Annotated in this window: 19 protein-coding genes, 2 tRNA genes and 1 pseudogene; 13 read left to right on the forward strand and 9 right to left on the reverse strand. The window is 37.3% G+C overall.

The genetic code is table 11. The features are described from left to right. Positions 1–89: 89 nt before the first annotated feature. The 4 genes and pseudogenes from nifE to AC012T_RS12535 all read right to left on the reverse strand — a co-directional run. Complete coding sequence (nifE, locus tag AC012T_RS12520; protein ID WP_487066173.1) at positions 90–1,466, reverse strand: nitrogenase iron-molybdenum cofactor biosynthesis protein NifE; 1,377 nt, start codon at positions 1,464–1,466, stop codon at positions 90–92. 408 nt (positions 1,467–1,874) lie between these two features. Further along, on the reverse strand, positions 1,875–2,210 hold the full coding sequence (locus AC012T_RS12525; RefSeq protein WP_487066175.1) for a Mo-dependent nitrogenase C-terminal domain-containing protein: 336 nt from the start codon (positions 2,208–2,210) through the stop codon (positions 1,875–1,877). A 196-nt stretch (positions 2,211–2,406) separates the two neighbouring features. Further along, positions 2,407–3,942, reverse strand: a complete 1,536-nt coding sequence (gene nifK, locus AC012T_RS12530; RefSeq protein WP_487066177.1) for a nitrogenase molybdenum-iron protein subunit beta — start codon at positions 3,940–3,942, stop codon at positions 2,407–2,409. Between the two features lie 221 nt (positions 3,943–4,163). Further along, positions 4,164–4,316 (reverse strand): annotated as a pseudogene (locus AC012T_RS12535) (nitrogenase molybdenum-iron protein alpha chain); the annotation flags it as partial. Between the two features lie 243 nt (positions 4,317–4,559). Here AC012T_RS12535 and AC012T_RS12540 point away from each other — a divergent pair. Then, positions 4,560–5,861 (forward strand): site-specific integrase, encoded by a 1,302-nt coding sequence (locus AC012T_RS12540; protein WP_487066179.1) that lies wholly within the window; start codon positions 4,560–4,562, stop codon positions 5,859–5,861. Positions 5,862–5,877: 16 nt separating this feature from the next. Here AC012T_RS12540 and AC012T_RS12545 read toward each other — a convergent pair whose 3' ends face one another. Beyond that, positions 5,878–6,219, reverse strand: a complete 342-nt coding sequence (locus AC012T_RS12545; RefSeq protein WP_487066181.1) for a DUF5615 family PIN-like protein — start codon at positions 6,217–6,219, stop codon at positions 5,878–5,880. Next, complete coding sequence (locus tag AC012T_RS12550; protein ID WP_487066183.1) at positions 6,216–6,440, reverse strand: DUF433 domain-containing protein; 225 nt, start codon at positions 6,438–6,440, stop codon at positions 6,216–6,218. The genes AC012T_RS12545 and AC012T_RS12550 overlap by 4 nt, the downstream gene beginning before the upstream one ends. 316 nt (positions 6,441–6,756) lie before the next feature. Between AC012T_RS12550 and AC012T_RS12555 the strand changes: the two genes are divergently transcribed. The 3 genes from AC012T_RS12555 (at position 6,757) to AC012T_RS12565 (ending at position 9,248) form a co-directional block, all read left to right on the forward strand. Next, positions 6,757–7,041 carry a DUF433 domain-containing protein gene (locus AC012T_RS12555; RefSeq protein WP_487066185.1) on the forward strand — a complete coding sequence of 95 codons (285 nt, stop codon included), beginning with the start codon at positions 6,757–6,759 and terminating at the stop codon, positions 7,039–7,041. After that, entirely contained in the window at positions 7,038–7,406 is a 369-nt protein-coding gene (locus AC012T_RS12560) for a DUF5615 family PIN-like protein (protein ID WP_487066187.1), read from the forward strand. The genes AC012T_RS12555 and AC012T_RS12560 overlap by 4 nt, the downstream gene beginning before the upstream one ends. Positions 7,407–7,523: 117 nt before the next feature. Then, entirely contained in the window at positions 7,524–9,248 is a 1,725-nt protein-coding gene (locus AC012T_RS12565; protein ID WP_487066189.1) for a hypothetical protein, read from the forward strand. 41 nt (positions 9,249–9,289) lie between these two features. Here the strand turns inward: AC012T_RS12565 and AC012T_RS12570 are convergent, their stop codons facing one another. Then, positions 9,290–9,445 (reverse strand): hypothetical protein, encoded by a 156-nt coding sequence (locus AC012T_RS12570; protein WP_487066191.1) that lies wholly within the window; start codon positions 9,443–9,445, stop codon positions 9,290–9,292. Between the two features lie 226 nt (positions 9,446–9,671). Between AC012T_RS12570 and AC012T_RS12575 the strand changes: the two genes are divergently transcribed. The 6 genes from AC012T_RS12575 to AC012T_RS12600 all read left to right on the forward strand — a co-directional run bounded on the left by AC012T_RS12575 (position 9,672) and on the right by AC012T_RS12600 (position 13,595). Then, positions 9,672–9,744 (forward strand) — tRNA-Lys (locus AC012T_RS12575). 2 nt (positions 9,745–9,746) lie between these two features. After that, positions 9,747–9,822 (forward strand) — tRNA-Lys (locus AC012T_RS12580). 417 nt (positions 9,823–10,239) lie between these two features. Beyond that, a complete protein-coding gene (locus AC012T_RS12585) occupies positions 10,240–11,778 on the forward strand; it encodes a slipin family protein (protein ID WP_487066193.1) in 1,539 nt (512 codons plus the stop codon). Between the two features lie 69 nt (positions 11,779–11,847). Beyond that, positions 11,848–13,008 carry a PIN domain-containing protein gene (locus AC012T_RS12590; protein ID WP_487066195.1) on the forward strand — a complete coding sequence of 387 codons (1,161 nt, stop codon included), beginning with the start codon at positions 11,848–11,850 and terminating at the stop codon, positions 13,006–13,008. A gap of 120 nt (positions 13,009–13,128) precedes the next feature. Then, positions 13,129–13,314, forward strand: coding sequence for a hypothetical protein (locus tag AC012T_RS12595; RefSeq protein WP_487066197.1), 186 nt, complete (start codon positions 13,129–13,131; stop codon positions 13,312–13,314). Further along, the gene (locus tag AC012T_RS12600) at positions 13,299–13,595 is read left to right on the forward strand and encodes a type II toxin-antitoxin system RelE/ParE family toxin (RefSeq protein ID WP_487066199.1); all 297 of its coding nucleotides are present in this window, start codon (positions 13,299–13,301) and stop codon (positions 13,593–13,595) included. Before AC012T_RS12595 ends, AC012T_RS12600 begins: the two co-directional genes overlap by 16 nt. Before the next feature lie 112 nt (positions 13,596–13,707). Here AC012T_RS12600 and AC012T_RS12605 read toward each other — a convergent pair whose 3' ends face one another. Beyond that, positions 13,708–14,631 (reverse strand): SDR family NAD(P)-dependent oxidoreductase, encoded by a 924-nt coding sequence (locus AC012T_RS12605; protein ID WP_487066201.1) that lies wholly within the window; start codon positions 14,629–14,631, stop codon positions 13,708–13,710. Positions 14,632–14,914: 283 nt separating this feature from the next. Between AC012T_RS12605 and AC012T_RS12610 the strand changes: the two genes are divergently transcribed. The 3 genes from AC012T_RS12610 (at position 14,915) to AC012T_RS12620 (ending at position 16,811) form a co-directional block, all read left to right on the forward strand. After that, complete coding sequence (locus tag AC012T_RS12610) at positions 14,915–15,490, forward strand: Uma2 family endonuclease (protein ID WP_487066203.1); 576 nt, start codon at positions 14,915–14,917, stop codon at positions 15,488–15,490. A 71-nt stretch (positions 15,491–15,561) separates the two neighbouring features. After that, positions 15,562–16,140 (forward strand): hypothetical protein, encoded by a 579-nt coding sequence (locus tag AC012T_RS12615; RefSeq protein ID WP_487066205.1) that lies wholly within the window; start codon positions 15,562–15,564, stop codon positions 16,138–16,140. Positions 16,141–16,295: 155 nt separating this feature from the next. Continuing rightward, positions 16,296–16,811, forward strand: a complete 516-nt coding sequence (locus AC012T_RS12620) for a peptidylprolyl isomerase (RefSeq protein WP_487066207.1) — start codon at positions 16,296–16,298, stop codon at positions 16,809–16,811. 105 nt (positions 16,812–16,916) lie between these two features. On the opposite strand, the gene AC012T_RS12625 is transcribed toward AC012T_RS12620, so the two are convergent. Then, entirely contained in the window at positions 16,917–17,825 is a 909-nt protein-coding gene (locus AC012T_RS12625; RefSeq protein WP_487066209.1) for a Uma2 family endonuclease, read from the reverse strand. Positions 17,826–17,858: the final 33 nt, after the last annotated feature.

The following is a 17,858-nucleotide window of genomic DNA, read 5'->3' on the forward strand; positions in this document are numbered from 1 at the left end:
TTCCTCTCGTTCCCTGACTCTGGCAGGGAATGCCTAGAGTGAGGCTCTGCCTCATCTACCTTAGAAGCAAAGCCTCCTGGAAACCCCCATTAAACTTCCTCTTCATCCCAAGGAGCCGGCTTACGTATTTGTTCCCAGACAGGACTGTATAAAGCCTCATACAACTCCCGCGCCATTTCCACCATCCCCACATAACCCGCATAAGGATGATGACGTTCTTGGTTAATATCCAGAAAAGGAATCCGCGCCTTCAAAGCCGTATACTGATTCCGTCCCCCAGCAATAAGCATATCTGCGTTAGTATCTCGCACCAACTTTAATAATTCTTGGGCGTTACCTTTCTCTAGCATAATGCCATCATTGCCCAACAACTTCTTAATTTTGGCCTTATCTTCCTCTGTACTTTTGCGAGTACTAGTAGCAACAACTTCAATTCCTAAATCATTAGCTGCCGAAATAATTGACCAACTTTTCACACCACCAGTATATAAAACCACCCGTTTACCTTTCAGGCGTTCTCTATAAGGAGCAAGTGCAATATCCAAAGCCGCAGTCTCTTCAGCAATTAACTTTTCTGTCCGTGCCATTAAATCAGCATCACCTAATTTTTTAGCAACAGTTCTCAGACAACGGTTAATATCATCAATACCATAAAAAGACTCTTCAATGAAAGGAATGTTATAACGTTCCTCCATTTTCCGCGCCATATTTAACAGCGCCCGTGAGCAAATCATCACATTTAACTTAGCCCGGTGAGCATAACGAATTTCTTCATAACGAGCATCACCAGTAATTTTCGATAAAACGCGAATACCTAACTTTTCAAATAAAGGCAAAACGCCCCACATTTCGCCAGCAATATTGTACTCACCAATTAAATTAATATCATAAGGAGTAGTATATTCTGGTTCAGCAGTTCCCACTACATATTCTAGTAAAGCTTCACCACCAAAACGATTACCCAGATTTTTACTACCAATAAAACCCGGAGCAATAACAGGAATCACAGGAATACCAATCTTCTCAGCCGCAACCTTACAAACTGCATCAACATCATCACCAATCAGAGCAGTTACGCAAGTAGCATAAACAAAAATTGCTGCTGGTGTATAGCGTTCCTTTAATTCCAAAATTGCCTTATAGAGCTTTTTCTCACCACCGAAAATAACATCATTTTCACCAATATCAGTGGTAAAACCAGTCTTATAAAGCATAGGGCCAGAAGAGAGACTACCACGACTACCCCAAGAATTACCAGCACAAGCAATAGGCCCGTGAACCAAATGAGCAGCATCAGTAATAGGTACTAAAGCAATCATCGCCCCATCAAAAGCACAACCCCCTTGAGCCGCACCTGGTTGAGCTTGTTGTGTACAAGACTTGTTTTTCTTTTCTTGTTTCTTTTGATTATGTTCGCATCCTGACTCACTAAGTAACTCGTTAATTTTGCCTTGGGTAATTTTCATCTCTCGTCTCGCGTTGAATGGAAGTTGTTAATTGAAATGTGAGCAAACCTGAATAGACTTCCCGCAAAATTCCTCTTTACACAATATTTACACAGATAAAGTTTCAGAAAAGATATCTATTTAGCTGTCGCCGAATTTTTCTGGCATTGAATATTGCCAATAAACATATAAACTTAAATTCACAAGAAATCATCAAGTACAATTTCCTATATCATTATTGGCATTGCTGAACTTACAGCAGTTTTCATGCATTTAACCTACAATCTGAATTAATTTATTTCTGCCTTGGTGCGAAATATTCATCAAGATGTGGCACATTTTCATGAAAATTGCTGTAAGTACAAAAACTCCATATTTCTCTTTGCGCCTCTGCGTGATATTTTTCTTAGATGAAATAAGTAATCAATACTAGCAAATGTACCTTGTGATATCTTCACCACATTCATCAGCAAGGTAAGACAAAGCCCGAAATCTTAAATAAACAAACTCATCATACAACGGATTGAGTTTGCACAATGGCGGAATATGTAAAATCCACCCGAATAAATTAACATCTCGCTCAAAAGGACAACAGCAAGGAATTACTTGACAAAGAACATGAGCAAAACGATAGTTTTTAACTTCAATTCCATCCACCCATCGCCGTAAAGGCTTAAGAATACCGAAAGAACCAGAACCTTTAGAATTAGGTGGATGGTAATTAGGCTGAGGATGTGGATGAGTGTGAGAGTGAGTTGTTTCCATAATACATAATGAAGGTAAATGCAATGAAAAAAAAGAAAAGGGAAAAGGAAAAGTTTGAATTAATTCAATTTGCAAAACTCATAACTTTGAATTTTGATATTTGAATTGATTTGTCTTTTCCTGACCCTTAATTGACAAGTGATAATTACTACAATTCTTTGCAGGGGTGGGAGAAACCCCATCCCCAAGGACATTCTTAACGAATCAAGTCGTAGGAAATATCTGTCTTAGAAGGAATATTGGTGTGTTGGTCGATATCTTCAAAGATTGTGTTAACAATCCAGTTGAGGAGGTTGATAATACCTTTGTAACCAACAGTAGCATAACGGTGGTAGTGGTGACGATCCATGATAGGATAACCAATTCTTACCAGGGGAACCTTACAATCACGCCACAGGTACTTACCGTAGGAATTACCAATTAACAAATCTACGGGTTCTGTGAACAACAATGATCTCATGTGCCACAAGTCCTTACCACCCCAGATTTTAGCTCCCTTACCGAAGACGCTAGAATCTAACAACGCTTGCAATTCTTTCTCGAATACGTCGTTGGTGTTGTGAACCAAGATATGTACAGGTTCAGCACCCATTTCCAACATGAAACCAACTACGCTGTAAACTAAGTCAGGATCACCGTAGATAGCAAAGCGCTTACCATGCAACCATGAGTGGGAATCGGTCATTGCGTCAACAGCACGACCACGTTCAATTTCCAACTCTTCAGGAATAGCCTTACCAGTCAATTCGCTGAGTTTCATCAAGAACTCATCAGTTCCCTTGATACCCCAAGGACGAGAAACGGAGACATCTTGCTTCCATTCCTTAGCAATGTACTCACGGGTTTTAATAGTGGAGTAAGCTTGCAGAGCAACAGTAGCCTTACCATTGATGGCATCTGCTGCATCTTCTAACTTAGTACCACCTGGGTACATATCGAATTCACCAGTGTTAGGTGAATCAACATAGTCACTGTTATCAGATAAAACAGTGTAGTCAATACCCATCAAGTTAGCAATCCGCTTAATTTCGCGGTTGTTTTCTACGTAGGTATCAAAACCAGGAATGAAGTTGATTTTACCATTGCTCTTAGCTTTCTTCTTACCTTCGGTCAAGGTAGAAAGAATTCCCTTCATCATGTTGTCGTAACCAGTGATGTGGGAACCAACGAAGCTAGGTGTGTGAGCAAAAGGTACTGGGAAATCTTGAGGAACAGAACCAGCTTCTTTCGCGTTACCAATGAATGACTGTAAGTCATCACCGATAACTTCTGCCATACAGGTGGTGCAGACAGCAATCATTTTTGGCTTATAAAGCTTGTAGGAGTTAGCCAAGCCATCAATCATGTTTTGCAGACCACCGAACACAGCAGCGTCTTCAGTCATAGAAGAAGAAACGCCGGAGAATGGTTCTTTGTAGTGACGGGTTAAGTGGGTACGGAAGTAAGCCACGCAACCTTGAGAACCTTGAACGAAGGGAAGAGTACCTTCAAAACCTACAGCCGCAAACATAGCACCTAAAGGTTGGCAACCCTTAGCTGGGTTAACAGTTAAAGCTGTACGTTCAAAGTTCTTTTCACGATATTCCCAGCTTTTTGTCCATTCTGCAACCCGTGTTACTTCTTCGGGAGTGTGACCGTTCTCAAACTGTCTCTTGTTTTCAAACAGTTGTTTGTATTCTGGCTGGTGGAATAACTCAACGTGATCCTTAATATTTTCTGGATTCTGAGGCATTTTGTGTATCTCCAAGATTGCTGTGTGTTGTGTTTGCTGTTGGGGCAGGGTTTCTCTACCTTTAGGGGAAGTCGGGAATTTGGCTCAAAATTCAGAATGCAAAATCCAAAATCCGAAACTTTGAATTTTTAATTTTGAATTTTGAATTTCCAACTCCCCCCTGGGGTGAACACCCCAGGCTATCCCTGTACGGGCAGGGTTGCCCCTACTCTCTGGTGTTTCTAGACGGAAGCTTTAGCCTTAGCTTTAGCTTGAGCTTTTTTGTTCCAGGGAGCGCCGATTAATCCCCAGGTTGGGCTGTTTAGCGCCAAATCCATGTCACGAGCAAAGATTGCGAATCCGTCGTAACCGTGATAAGGACCGGAGTATTTATATTTCTGGTTTAATAGCTTTTAGTCCCGCTATGTTTGCGGTGAGCAATGTCAGCGATAAACTATGTTTGCAGTTAACTCATTTATTTTTAGTCTAAATATAGTCTAAAGGATTAAGTCTCACGCAAAGGAAGGGGAGAAAGAATATAGGCGTTGCTGAATTAAAGTATGAAATTCCAAACTCTTACTCTCTGTGACTCTGCGTCTCTGCGTGAAATAATTTCTTCCTCGGCAACATTAAGGATTATGAAACAACAACTATTATGGGAATTAGAACAGGTAAATCTGCGTTTGAAGTCTGCAAAGACCAGAGTAACTATTCGAGAATCAAATGGATGTCTGCAATTACGGGCAACTTTACCTATTAAACCGGGAGATGTGGATATCAGGGGAACGGCGAAAAAGCAATACAATCTTAGTTTGAATATTCCCGCAAATTTACCAGGTTTAAAAACGGCTGAGGAGGAAGCTTATGAGTTAGGTAAGTTAATTGCGAGAAAAAGTTTTGTTTGGAATGAGAAGTATTTGGGAAATGAGGCAATAAAAAAAGATTTACCAACCATTGGTGAGCTATTAGAAAAATTTGAAGAGGAATATTTTAAAACCCATAAACGCACCACTAAAAGTGAACATAGTTTTTTCTATTATTATTCCCGCATTAAGCGTTATACAAATGTTAACGATTTGACAACTGGGGAAAATTTTATTCATGCAATTGATAAAATAGATAAGGAATGGGCTAGATATAATGCTGTGAGGGCTATTTCTGTTTTTTGTCAACTTTTTAAAATTGAGATTAATTTAACTAGTTATTCTAAAGTTCCTGAAAGTAATTCTCGGAATGTTCCTACAGATAAGGAAATAGTTGCAGGATTTTACAAGTTTGATGAATATCTGAATAATCGAGGTAAGCAAGTTAATCAAGATGTCAAAGATAGTTGGCAATTATGGCGCTGGGTGTATGGAATGTTAGCAGTTTTCGGTTTACGTCCCCGTGAGCTTTTTGTTAATCCTCATATTGATTGGTGGTTGAGTAATGAAAATGTAGATTTAACTTGGAAAGTTGATAAAGATTGTAAAACGGGTGAAAGGGAAGCTTTACCTTTATATAAGGAATGGATTGATGAATTTGATTTAAGGAATCCTAAGTCTTTAGAAATGTTGGCAATAGCAATTAGTAAAAAAGACCAAAATAATCATGCAGAAATCACAGCTTTAATCCAAAGAGTGAGTTGGTGGTTTAGAAAAATTGGTTTAGATTTTAAACCCTATGATTTACGTCATGGTTGGGCAATTCGAGCGCATATTTTGGGAGTTCCTATCAAAGCTGCGGCGGATAATTTGGGTCATAGTGTCCAGATTCATACGAAAACTTATCAACGTTGGTTTTCTTTGGATATGCGGAAGTTGGCAATTAATCAGGCTTTGAGTAAACGGAATGAGGTGGAGTTGATTAAGGATGAAAATACAGGATTGAAAATGGAGAATGAACGGTTGAAGATTGAGGTGGAGAAGTTGAGAATGGAAATGCTTTATAAAAGGAGTTAAGTAATGCACTATAACACTATTTAAATGCCTCAATTTGATCAGAATAAACATTAATCAGCTTGTGATCAGTGACTAATATTTCAATCTCCAGCCAAACTCTAGCTAGAAATGAGTGAAATTCACGTTTTCGCATATTTCCAAAACGTAGATGCACTATTTTAGGTGGAGAAGAATCAAGCATCAACCGATCCGAAAAATCTGCATCTTTAGTAACAATCACCAATTCTTTTTCCTTTGCATACTCCCAGATTTGGGTATCACTTGGATTATTCCCTAAAATAGAAACATGAATGATGGGTAAAGATGGAGTAAATTGAATTTTAGTGGGGAGATTTTCATCAAATAAAAACCCATTCATGCAATTTTTCTCACTTTGTAATGATTCCCCATCAATTTTGCCGCGAATTGGATACAAGCATAAATATCTTCTCTTTCTAAAGATGGGTATTCTTCCAAAATTTCTTCTATAGAATCTCCAGCACCTAAAAATTCCATAATTGTTTGTACAGAAATTCGAGTGTTAGTAATAATCGGTCTGCCGTTGCAAATATCTGGATCAATAGTTATTCGCTTTTCCATAACAGTTTTTCCTTTTTATAAACTTAGTGTTAAGTAGCTAAGAATAATATTATTTTACATGATTTTTATCCACTTGTTATTTTTTTTAAGTTAAAATTTGTGATTAAGATTAAGTTCAGTTAGTGAATAATAGAAATTTAATTGTATTAATAAGGATAAAAACACAGGGTTAGAAATGGAAAATGAACGATTGAGGATTGAGGTGGAGAAGTTGAGGATGGAAATGGTTTATAAACGGACTTAAGTTTGGTGAATCAAAAATCTCATTTTTGTGTGATGTGGTATAATTAGTTTGTCAACAATAATCAAAATCTTTATGCAAGCTACTGATATTGGGACACTAATTATTAAATCATCAGACACTTTAGGGGGTCGTCCTCGCATTGCTGGTACTAGGGTTTCTGTGCAACGAATTACAGCTTGGTACAAAATGGGATTAAATGCGGAAGAAATCGCTGAACGCATGGGGAATGTAACTCTTGTTCAAGTGTATGCAGCATTAACTTATTATCATGCTAATCGAGAAGAAATTGAGGGTTATATTGCTGCTGAAAAAGCTGATTATCAACGGTTAGCAACAGAAATGGGGCAAGCAATATGAGTTTAATTCAATTATTCATTGATGAAGATTCAATGGATCAAAGATTTATTAAAGCATTAAGAGCTAGAGGAGTAGATGTTATTACTGTTGCTGAAGTTGAAACTATCAGTTCTAGTGATAAAGAACAACTGCTTTTAGCGACTGAACTGCAAAGAGTTTTTTACACATTTAATGTTGGTGACTTTTGCCAGTTACATAGTAACTACATAGAAGAAAAACGGATTCATGCCGGAATTATAATTTCATCTCAGGATTATTCAATTGGTGAACAAATGCGAAGGGTTCTCAAGTTGATGGTAGATAAATCAGCAGAAGACATGATCAATCAGTTAGTGTTTCTGAGTGCTTACCCTGATGAAATATAAAGAGAGTTATCAATCATTAGACTATTAAGCTACGTCACAGCTTATATTGTATCCAATAGGTATATATTCATTGAATATCAGACAACAATAAATACCTGTATGTTAAATAAGGAAAAAATGCTTGAAGAATTACGTGCAATTGCTCGACAAAAGGGCGGTCGCTGTATTTCAGATAAATATGTAAATTCCAGCAGCAAACTACTTTTTCAGTGCGAAAATGGACATCAATTTCAATCATGTTGGGATTATCTTAAAGCAGGTAACTGGTGTCCATTTTGTGCTGGAAGAGGTAAAACTATTGAAGACTTACAAGAACTAGCGAGTAGACATGGAGGACGTTGCTTATCTGAACATTTTCTGGGTATGGATAAAAAGCACATCTGGGAGTGTACTGAAGGACACAGATGGGAAGCATTACCCCGAAATATTAAAAGTCTTGGCAGATGGTGTCCTATCTGTGGACGTGCTAAAAGTGATAGAAATCGGAGACGATACTCATTAGTAGATATGCAAAATCTGGCTAGTTCATTTAGCGGTTTGTGTTTATCATCTAATTTTGAAAGTGTCGTAAAAAAACTAACTTGGCAATGCTTAGAGGGGCATATTTGGGAAGCTACTCCGCACCAAATTAAGGGTGGTTCTTGGTGTCCTTTATGCGCTCAAAAAACTCGTGCGGAGAAACGGAAAAAACACACTATTGATGATATGAAAGCATTTGCCAATACTAAGAATGGACGATGCTTGTCTCTTGTATTCGCCAATGTTAAGGACTATCTGTTATGGGAATGTATTGAGGGTCATCAATGGCAGGCTAATGCTGACAATGTAGTAAACGGAGGAAAGTGGTGTCCTATATGTGCGGGTAATCAAGGAAAATCTCTTGAAGATATGCAAAAACTTGCATTAGAACGTGGAGGTAAGTGTCTATCATCTACCTATAAAGGAGTTAATAGAAAACTATTGTGGGAATGTCAAGAGGGACATCAGTGGGAAACAAGACCATCGGTTATTATCAGAGGAGGTTGGTGTTCTGAGTGCAGTTCTGGTTTAGGAGAGCGTATCTGTCGAGAATTTTTTGAGCAGCTTTTAGGTTATCCTTTCAAAAAGGCTAGACCAACTTGGCTGCGTACTTCTGAGGGGTATCAAATGGAGCTTGATGGTTATTCTCACGTATTAAAGATTGCATTTGAACATCAAGGCTCGCAGCATTATAAGAGTATCAAATACTTTCATTCATCCAAAACTAAATTGCAAACAATTCAAAGTCGTGATCAACATAAACGTGATTTATGTAGAGCTAATGGAGTAGTTCTTATAGAAGTGCCATCAATTCTAGAAATACTTGGTATTGATCAAGTTAAATTATTTATTGCTAGAGAGCTATTAAAAAATAATATTACTCTACCCCCAGATTTTGAAAATAAAGATATCGATCTAAACAAAGTTTACTGTCCAAATAAGTTAGAAGAACTACAAACTGTTGCAATGGAACGAGGAGGTAAGTTAATTTCTAGAAAATATTTAGGAATATTTGAAAATCTAGAGTGGGAATGTAGAGAAGGTCATCGCTTTAAAGCAGCACCAAATAATGTGAAGAATAGTGGTAGCTGGTGTCCAAAATGTGTTGGGAAAGGCAGAAATATTCAAGATATGCAAGCTTTGGCTGTAGCTCGTGGTGGAAAATGTTTGTCAGAGCAGTATATAAACAGTATAACTCCTCTTTTGTGGGAATGTAAGGAAGGGCATAAGTGGAATGCAAGAGCAAGTAATGTTTTTTTTGGTACTTGGTGTCCTGTATGTGCAAATATGAGAAAACGTTTCAGGAAGGTTAAATCACCTTAATAATGTGGAGTAAGTTTTTAGAAAAATCATAAAACGCCACTTCAGCATTTGCACGGTTTGAGCGATCGCACTCTTCCCAAACCCCAAACAGCGATCGCACTTCCCAAACTAACCTTTAGCCACAAAAAGCCATAGTTCATTGCTTTCATCAGCAATATGTGCGATCGCAGCGATCGCCGAAGACATCGCCTCTTCATTCAAACGCTCAGGTTCAGCAAACCACCATAAAGAACACTGTGTATCTAGTCAAAGTCTCACTAATTTTGGCAAAAATAAAAAAAATTCATAGTAAATTACAATATGCTACATTTGAAGTGGGATAGTAGTAAAGTTACAAAGCTATAGTTTAGGTTCTGTATACCTAACTGGTGCGCCAAACTCTAGTATGAGCGTATACCGCCGAGTCCTCAAAACTATTCTATCGTTTGATTAGCTCAGTTGGTAGAGCAGTTGACTTTTAATCAACCCGTCACAGGTTCGACTCCTGTATCAAACCCCCGGAAGTTAGCTCATTTGGTAGAGCAATCGACTTTTAATCGATCTGTAACAGGTTCAAATCCTGTACTTTCAACCAACCCTGTCCGGGTTCAAGGACACTACTTTTGGGAAGTAGCAAGTGGTAAAGGAGAAATCCTACGGTTCAAATCCGTGTTATCTTCACTAACTCTGCGGTGCAAGTGTTCTGCTGTTGGTCATTACTCGCAAGGGTGATGCTCAATGGCTACAGTTAATGAGTAAGCGCAACTGCTTTTCTCCCTAACTTGAGTTTGTCCCTTCAGTTTCCATAAGGACAACTGAACGGCATATTTGCAGAATGTTTTCTTGCTCTCGGTTGCTACAAAGCAGCTAGGAAAAAGTTACATTCATCTTAATCCAGTTTTGGCGAAGTTTTTGCCCACACATAAACTGTGAACACTTGTATTGACAGAGTAAAAAATATATTGTAGTATTCAATTACAAGTAAATACAATAAATAATTTATCGTCTAAATATGCAAATTACTATGTGGAAAACATTTTATATCAAACCTAACGAAATCGGGATTTTATATCACCGCAGCGACTTTAAGAAAATTTTACAGCCTGGTACATATACTTATTTTGGTCGTCATTGGCAAATTAAAACCTATGACCTCAACGAACCAGAAGCGGAAATTGACAATCTAGAATTATTGTTGCGAAATCATGGAACTGAATTGCAAGAACATATATTAATTGTCAAAACTGCATTTAATGAAGCGGCTTTAGTTCGTTTGGGTCAGAATTGGATAAGCATTGCTCCTAATCAATTACGGGCTTTTTGGCGTGGTTTTATAGAGGTAGAATTTCATCTTTTTAACTTAGAAGAAAACGGGGAATTACCTAATTCCTTTGTCCAACAATTGCGCTCAGTTGCTTTAAATGGACTGAAGAAATTCCAAATCTTTGAGTCTGAAATTGGTTTACTATATCTCCAAAATAATTTTGTCCGACCTCTAGAACCAGGAGAGTATGCTTTTTGGTCAATAGATAAGACAGTGGCTGTGCGGAATATTAGCCGGATTGTCCCTAACCCAGATTTTCCCCTAGAAGATATCCTCATTGAAAAACATCCTGATTTTGTAGCGGCTTATTGTGAAATCGTGGAATTACTGCCTTCACAAGTTGCAATTGTGCGCTATCGAGGAAAAGTAATTTCTATTTTACCACCCACAAGCCGCAAGCTATTTTGGCAAGGTGTAGAAGTGGAAATTATCGACATTAGCAATAATGCAAAATTACAATCACCCTTAGTCGCTGAGTTGGTTGAGGGTGCAGCAGAAATAAAATTTCTCACTCGTAATTATTTGCATATCTGCCAAGTTCCTTCTCAACATATCGGACTATTTTACATTAATCAAGAATTTCAAGGGCAACTCCAACCAGGAATACACGCTTGGTGGTCATTAGGACGTTCTTTGCAAACGGAAACCATTGACTTGCGATTGCAAAACATGGAAATTTCTGGTCAAGAAATCCTTTCTAAAGATAAAGTCCCATTGCGGTTAAATTTAACTGCTGGTTTCCGCATTCAAGACCCATTAAAAGCCAAAAATACGTTATCAGATATTAATGGATTTTTATACAAAGAGTTGCAATTTGCTTTGCGTGGTGCAGTTGGTGAACGGACTTTAGATACTTTATTGGAAGATAAAGGAGCTATTGATAGAAGTATCTCTGAATATATTCGCCAAAAAGCTGCTGATTATGGAATTGAAGTAGATTCTGTAGGGGTGAAAGATATTATTTTACCTGGCGAAATTAAGACTATTTTGAGTAAGGTTGTTGAAGCTGAAAAAGCTGCTCAAGCGAATGTTGTCAGACGTAGAGAAGAGACTGCTGCTACTCGGAGTATGTTGAATACTGCGAAGGTGATGGAAGATAATCCAGTGGCGTTAAGGTTGAAGGAATTGGAGGTTTTAGAACGTATTGCGGAGAAGATTGATCGGATTCAAGTTAATGGTAGTTTGGATAGTATTTTGACGGATTTAATTAGAATGAATTCACAGTAATGGGGGTAAAATATAGTATGGTAATTTTGTGCTAATGATATCTACCAGTATTTTGCTTATATGGAATCAATGGAACTAGACGAACTTAAAAATCTTGTCAGAACGGGTCAAGTTGGAGCTATGACCCTAGACACATCTATTTTTGATGCTCAGGGTTTGCGCTTAGAGTCAGGTCTACTTAAGCAACTAGAACAATTTCGAGATAGTTCTACAAGACTGATTATTTCTGAAGTTGTAAAAAATGAGGTGCTATCACATCTAACAAAAAAGGCAAGAGATGTGCAGAAAGAAATTGAGAACTCTTTAAGACAAGCAAAGGAACACTGGCATATTAATAATGAAGATATAGAAAAAATAAAAAACTCCATTTTTGGTGACTATGAAGCACAAGAAATCACGCTGAAAAGATTTAGTAATTTTGAAGAGGCTACTTTTTTAGAGATAATTAATGCTCAAGACTATGTAATGGTCGGTGATTTAATACAAAAATACTTTCAAGCAAAACCACCATTCGCGGAAACAGGTAAGAAAAAAAATGAATTTCCTGATGCTATTGCTTTAATTTCTTTGGAAAACTGGGCTAAGAAAAACGATACAGAAATTTGTGTTGTTTCGTCTGATAATGATTGGAAAGACTTTTGTGAAGATTCGGAAAGACTTATTTATATTGATGATTTTGCCGTAGCTTTAGGATTATTCCAACTTCAAGATGCTGATGATATATGTAAATACTTGTCAGAACGGTATGAAAATGGTGAGCTTGAAAATATAACAGTCGCCATTACTGATGCTTTAGAGTATAAAATAAACGATATTGATATTAATCCAGAAGTAAACTCTCGATTTTATTGTGAATTAGATTCAACAGAAATAACTCTCAATGACTTTGAATTTAAGATTATTGATTCTCCTAACATAATATTTAGACCAATCAACTTTGATAAGAATAGTTTGGTAGTTGAATCTAAATTGAGTATTGATGTCAATATAGAGTGCAGTTTTTCATTATCTATATGGGATTCTATAGATAAAGACTATGTTTCAATGGGGAATAGTAGTGAAAATATTGAAACTAATTTGGATGTTGATGTTTTAATTTCATTTGTAGGTAATTTGAATAAAATTGGTGCAGAGATTGAGGTAAATGATGTTGAAGTTGAGATAACAACACATGACATTGATTTTGGAGAATTGGAGCCAGATTGGATGTACGAAGATTCTGATTACTGAGAAAGAGCATAAAAACTGAGTGTTAGCACTTTCCCCAACCCCGACAAGTGATTCGGTATCCCTAAACTCTACATTTAGATTAAAATAATAAATAACTACAGAACAAGATCGTAAACTATTATGAGTGACAAAGAAACTGTCCTGGAACTTGTAAAACGTCTGCCAGCAGATGTCTCAATTCGTAACATAATTAAAGAAATTGAGTTCATTTTAGCAGTTCAAGAAGGATTAAATGAGATTGACCAAGGGGAAGGTGTATCAATTGAATCAGTGGAGCAGATGATTGAATCATGGACTACTGTATAATTCTTGCTCCCAGGGCTGTTACTGATTTAGAAGATATTGTCAGGTATATTGCACTGTATAATCCTGAAGCAGCTAGAAATTTGGGTCAAAAGTTGCTGAAAAAGACCAAAGAGTTAAGTCAATTTCCGATGAAAGGGCAAAAAGTACCTGAGTTTAATGATCCGTGTATTCGTCAACTTATTCTCAAGCCATATCGGATTGTTTACAGAATTGAAGAAGATAAAAAGCAAATTAGTATTGCTAGGTTTTGGCACGCTTCTCAAGAGAATCTGGAAATCTGATTTGGGAAATAAGAAGATTCTCGCGGAGTGCTTCGCTCTCAATATCTCAATCATATCTTCAAAAATAAAACGTCCGGTAGATTTTACCGGACACTGCTTATTTTCCCTTACTTTACACCTGTTTATCAAATTCAAATTTCACGCTGGTGAGTTTTTCCGACACTTCCCATAGTTTTTGAGCGATCGCACGATCTTTAGATAACTCATTCGATTCCACCTTGACTGGATAGCCACTTATCTCCATAAACCCATTGGGACCAAAATATTCCGCCCCCTTCAAACCTTTTTCAATTGCCGCCCGCAGAGTCGGTAACGCACCCATCGTGATATCTTGAGCAAAGATACCATTGAGATATTTCATCACATCACCCGCAGTTCTCTGTAATTCAGTAGCAGTCCAACCTGGATGTGAGGCAGTTACAAGGGTGTTGATCCCCTGCTCTTTGAGTTTTCGGTCGAGTTCGTAGGTAAAATAAAGATTAGCAAGTTTGCTATCACCATAAGCCGTCCATTGGGCATAATTTCTCTTTTCCCAATTCAAATCATCGAAATCTATTTTACCAAAATTATGTGCGCCGCTGGAAACATTGACAATTCGTGAACCTTCCGTACTAATTAAAAGTTTTAAAAGTTGTCCCGTCAAAGCAAAATGTCCGAGATGATTAGTTCCAAATTGTAATTCAAAACCATCTTTAGTTTTTGAATACGGTGGAATCATCACACCTGCATTATTAATCAATAAATCCAAACGGGAATAATTTTTCTGAAAGTTTTCAGCGAAATTTTTAACCGATGCTAAATTTGCCAAATCAAGTTCCATGACCTGAACATCAGCCTCTTTATTCTGCTGAATAATTTTCGCCAACGCCTTATTTCCCTTCTCCAAATTACGAACCGCAATGATCACAGATGCTTGTTTATTAGCTAAAACCCGCGCCGTTTCATAACCGATGCCGCTACTCGAACCTGTGACAATTACTATTCTTCCTTTTTGACTTAGAATATCTTCCGTGTTCCATTTTTCGGTTTTCATCATAATAAGATAGTTAAATTAACTAATTTACACAAATAAATGCCACATTCAACCTAGCAAAAATATTTAATTTTTCAGCTTTGTTTCAGGCAAATATATTTACCTGTAATATACTAGAATCATTTTAAACCACTATCTGCGCCGCAAAATGTGAAAATAATCTTAATAATTTGTGAATATTTGCATCCTTCCTTACTTTCCTCCTTTGTATCTTGGCGCAAAACTTACCTGAAAATAACTGTAATTGTAGTTGCTATAATCAAAACAAACTTAAAAAAATCCTGATATGATAGCTATTCCCCAACAACCGCAAAAAATGACCATTGAGGAATATCTCACATGGGAACTTGACCAGGATATTCGCTATGAATACATCAACGGCGAAGTCTTGGCCATGACAGGTGGTACAATTCCCCATAATGATATTGCTCTCAATCTTTACAGACCTTTATACTCTCATCTCCGTCCTAGAGGTTGTCGAGTCAATGTATCAGATGTAAAAGTACAAGTTACCCCTAAAAGCCCATATTTCTATCCTGATCTTATCGTTAGTTGTCACCCTGACGACCTCAACGCCCGTAAATTTATTCAATATCCTAAATTAATTGTTGAAGTTCTTTCTCCTGGTACAAGCAGTAAAGATAGAGGAGAAAAATTCAGATATTATTTAACAATTCCCAGTTTGCAAGAATACATCTTGATTGATTCTGAAAAAATATCTGTTGAACGTTACTGTCGGGGAGAAGGAAGAATGTGGCTTTATTATCCTTACACTACTGGAGACATCATCACTTTATCAAGTATTGAATTTGAATTTCCGATTGAAATGCTTTATGATGGTGTTGGGTTGGAAACCGAATAATAACACTACAATCAACATACTTGATCAAATAAATCTGAATATAAAATAGAATTTAGTGACTTATTAAGATTATGGCAAAACGTAAAAAAAGTAATTTTCAATGGATTAAAGAAACCCTGGAATTAAAGCCAGATCATCATTGGGAATCTCCCCCAGAATATAATATTTTTGTAGCAGGTAGAGGGGCTGTACGTTTCAATGTTCCTCGTGATTGGATCTCTGAACCCCAGGAAAAATCATTTAAGTTCATGGATAAAAAACCTCCTAATGATGATTGTTGCTTGGAGGTATCTTACAATCACTTACCACCAAATGACTGGACTCTATTTCCCCTCAAATCTACTTTGAAGAAAATCATGGAAGATGATAGCCGTGATGTGATTGAAAGGGGAGAAGTGATTACCGTCAAGCGACAAACTGCCCGGATTATGTGGTGTGAAATTAAATTTATTGATACTCAAGCTGAACCAAGGGAAGCTTTTTCTCGGACTTGTGTTGGTTTAGGTTCAAATATTCAATGCTTGATTACCTTTGATTATTGGGCAGATCAAGCAGAACAATTAATACCTGTTTGGGATGAAGTGATGCGGAGTTTGACACTGGGATTATATATCAGAGATCCCAGAACTGGTTTAGCTTTCCCAGATTAAAACGCTGAAAAAACAACCTAACCTTGAGTTTCTTTATCACAAGTGGAAGTTGTTGGTTTGAAAAGTTATGGATTTCAGTCAACATTATGTTCAAAATTTTGGGTAAACTGGAAGCGACAAAATAACGCATTGCACAGATTAGTAATTCAATATTCATGACAAATCCCACCGCAACCCTTGAAACTTCCCTTGGTACTATTACTCTGGAGCTATTCACCGACGTTATGCCCATAACTGCCGGAAATTTCATCAAATTGGCTAAAAGTGGCTTTTATGATGGTCTGCATTTCCACCGTGTGATTAAAAACTTTATGGTGCAGTTTGGTTGTCCCTATAGCAAAGATCCTAGCTCTCCTCGTGCGGGGACAGGTAATGGTCCTGATGGGTGCATTCAAGATGAGCATCCTGAAGATGGGAAAATTTCCAACGAACCAGGAACTCTATCTATGGCTAATACGGGGAGACCTAATAGTGGGAGTTGCCAGTTTTTCATCAACACTGTCCACAACTCCTATCTGGATTGGTTTACACCCGGTCCATCCAAGCATCCTGTTTTTGGTCGCGTTACTGAAGGGATGGATGTTTTGAAAGCCATTGAAACAACTCCAACGGGACAAGGCGATCGCCCCAAAACTCCAGTTAAAATGATCAAAGTGACTATTCACGAATAAAATCAGGGATTAGTGCGGAGAAACCTCCGCACACCGCTATCTTCAGGCAAAATCCCCTGTTTCTCATGAAATAACTCCACAGAAAAACTAATCCGATTAAACAAACTAACCTTGAGTTTCTTCTTCAGTAAAAATAGGAGGCCATAATTCAGAAACAGCTACTTCCCAACCTGGAAAAAGTTCTGGTAAAGTTAAAATATCGCCATTATTTAAAATACTTGTTTCACCTTGATGACGATAAACTGTTACAGTTTCCTCATCAGGATCAATTAAAATTCCAATCACCGCACCTAAGTTTATAAAGTTGAGAATTTTAGTAACTAAAGGTTTAATTCTATCACTTTGAGATTTAATTTCTACTACTAAATCTGGCACAAGTTCCCCAAAATAACGGGGGCTTTGACGCAGACGTGCAGCCCGCACAAAAGAAACATCAGGTAAATATCTTAATAAACCATCATGAATTCCTAAATACAACCCCAACTCTTCACTCCACAAATATCCTTTTTCGTTAGGTTCTAAGGGTTGATATTTGCCACTGATTAAATTAAATCCTGCAAATTCTAATGTATAAGGATCAAACCAAAAATAATCAGGTGTACGGAAAGTATCTTGATAAAGTAGTTTTTTAGTTTCTCTATCAGTTTTAGCTGTAGTTGGTGAAAGAATTTCGACAATAACATGAGGATATTTACCATTTTCTTCCCACACAACCCAACTTTTTCTAGTTTTCCGTTCTGTTCCTAAAACTACGAAAAAATCTGGACCTCTCACATCTTCTGATTTCTTTTGATGAGGACTATAGTAAATACTCAGGTTTCCGACAGCATAAAAATCAGTTCTCTCTTTCCATAACCATTTGAGTGATTTTATTAAGAGCATTATTTGTTCGAGATGCAGTTCTGTTTCCACAGGAGGTTCATCACTATATAGGTCACTAGGTGGGAAAATGATATCTTCAGATATATCTTCTGAGATATTGGGTTGTGATTCTAGTGCTTGAGTAATCATCATGATATGATACCAAGTAATTATTTGTTTATTGTA

The sequence above is a fragment of the Anabaena sp. EIM26 genome (assembly GCF_057568715.1).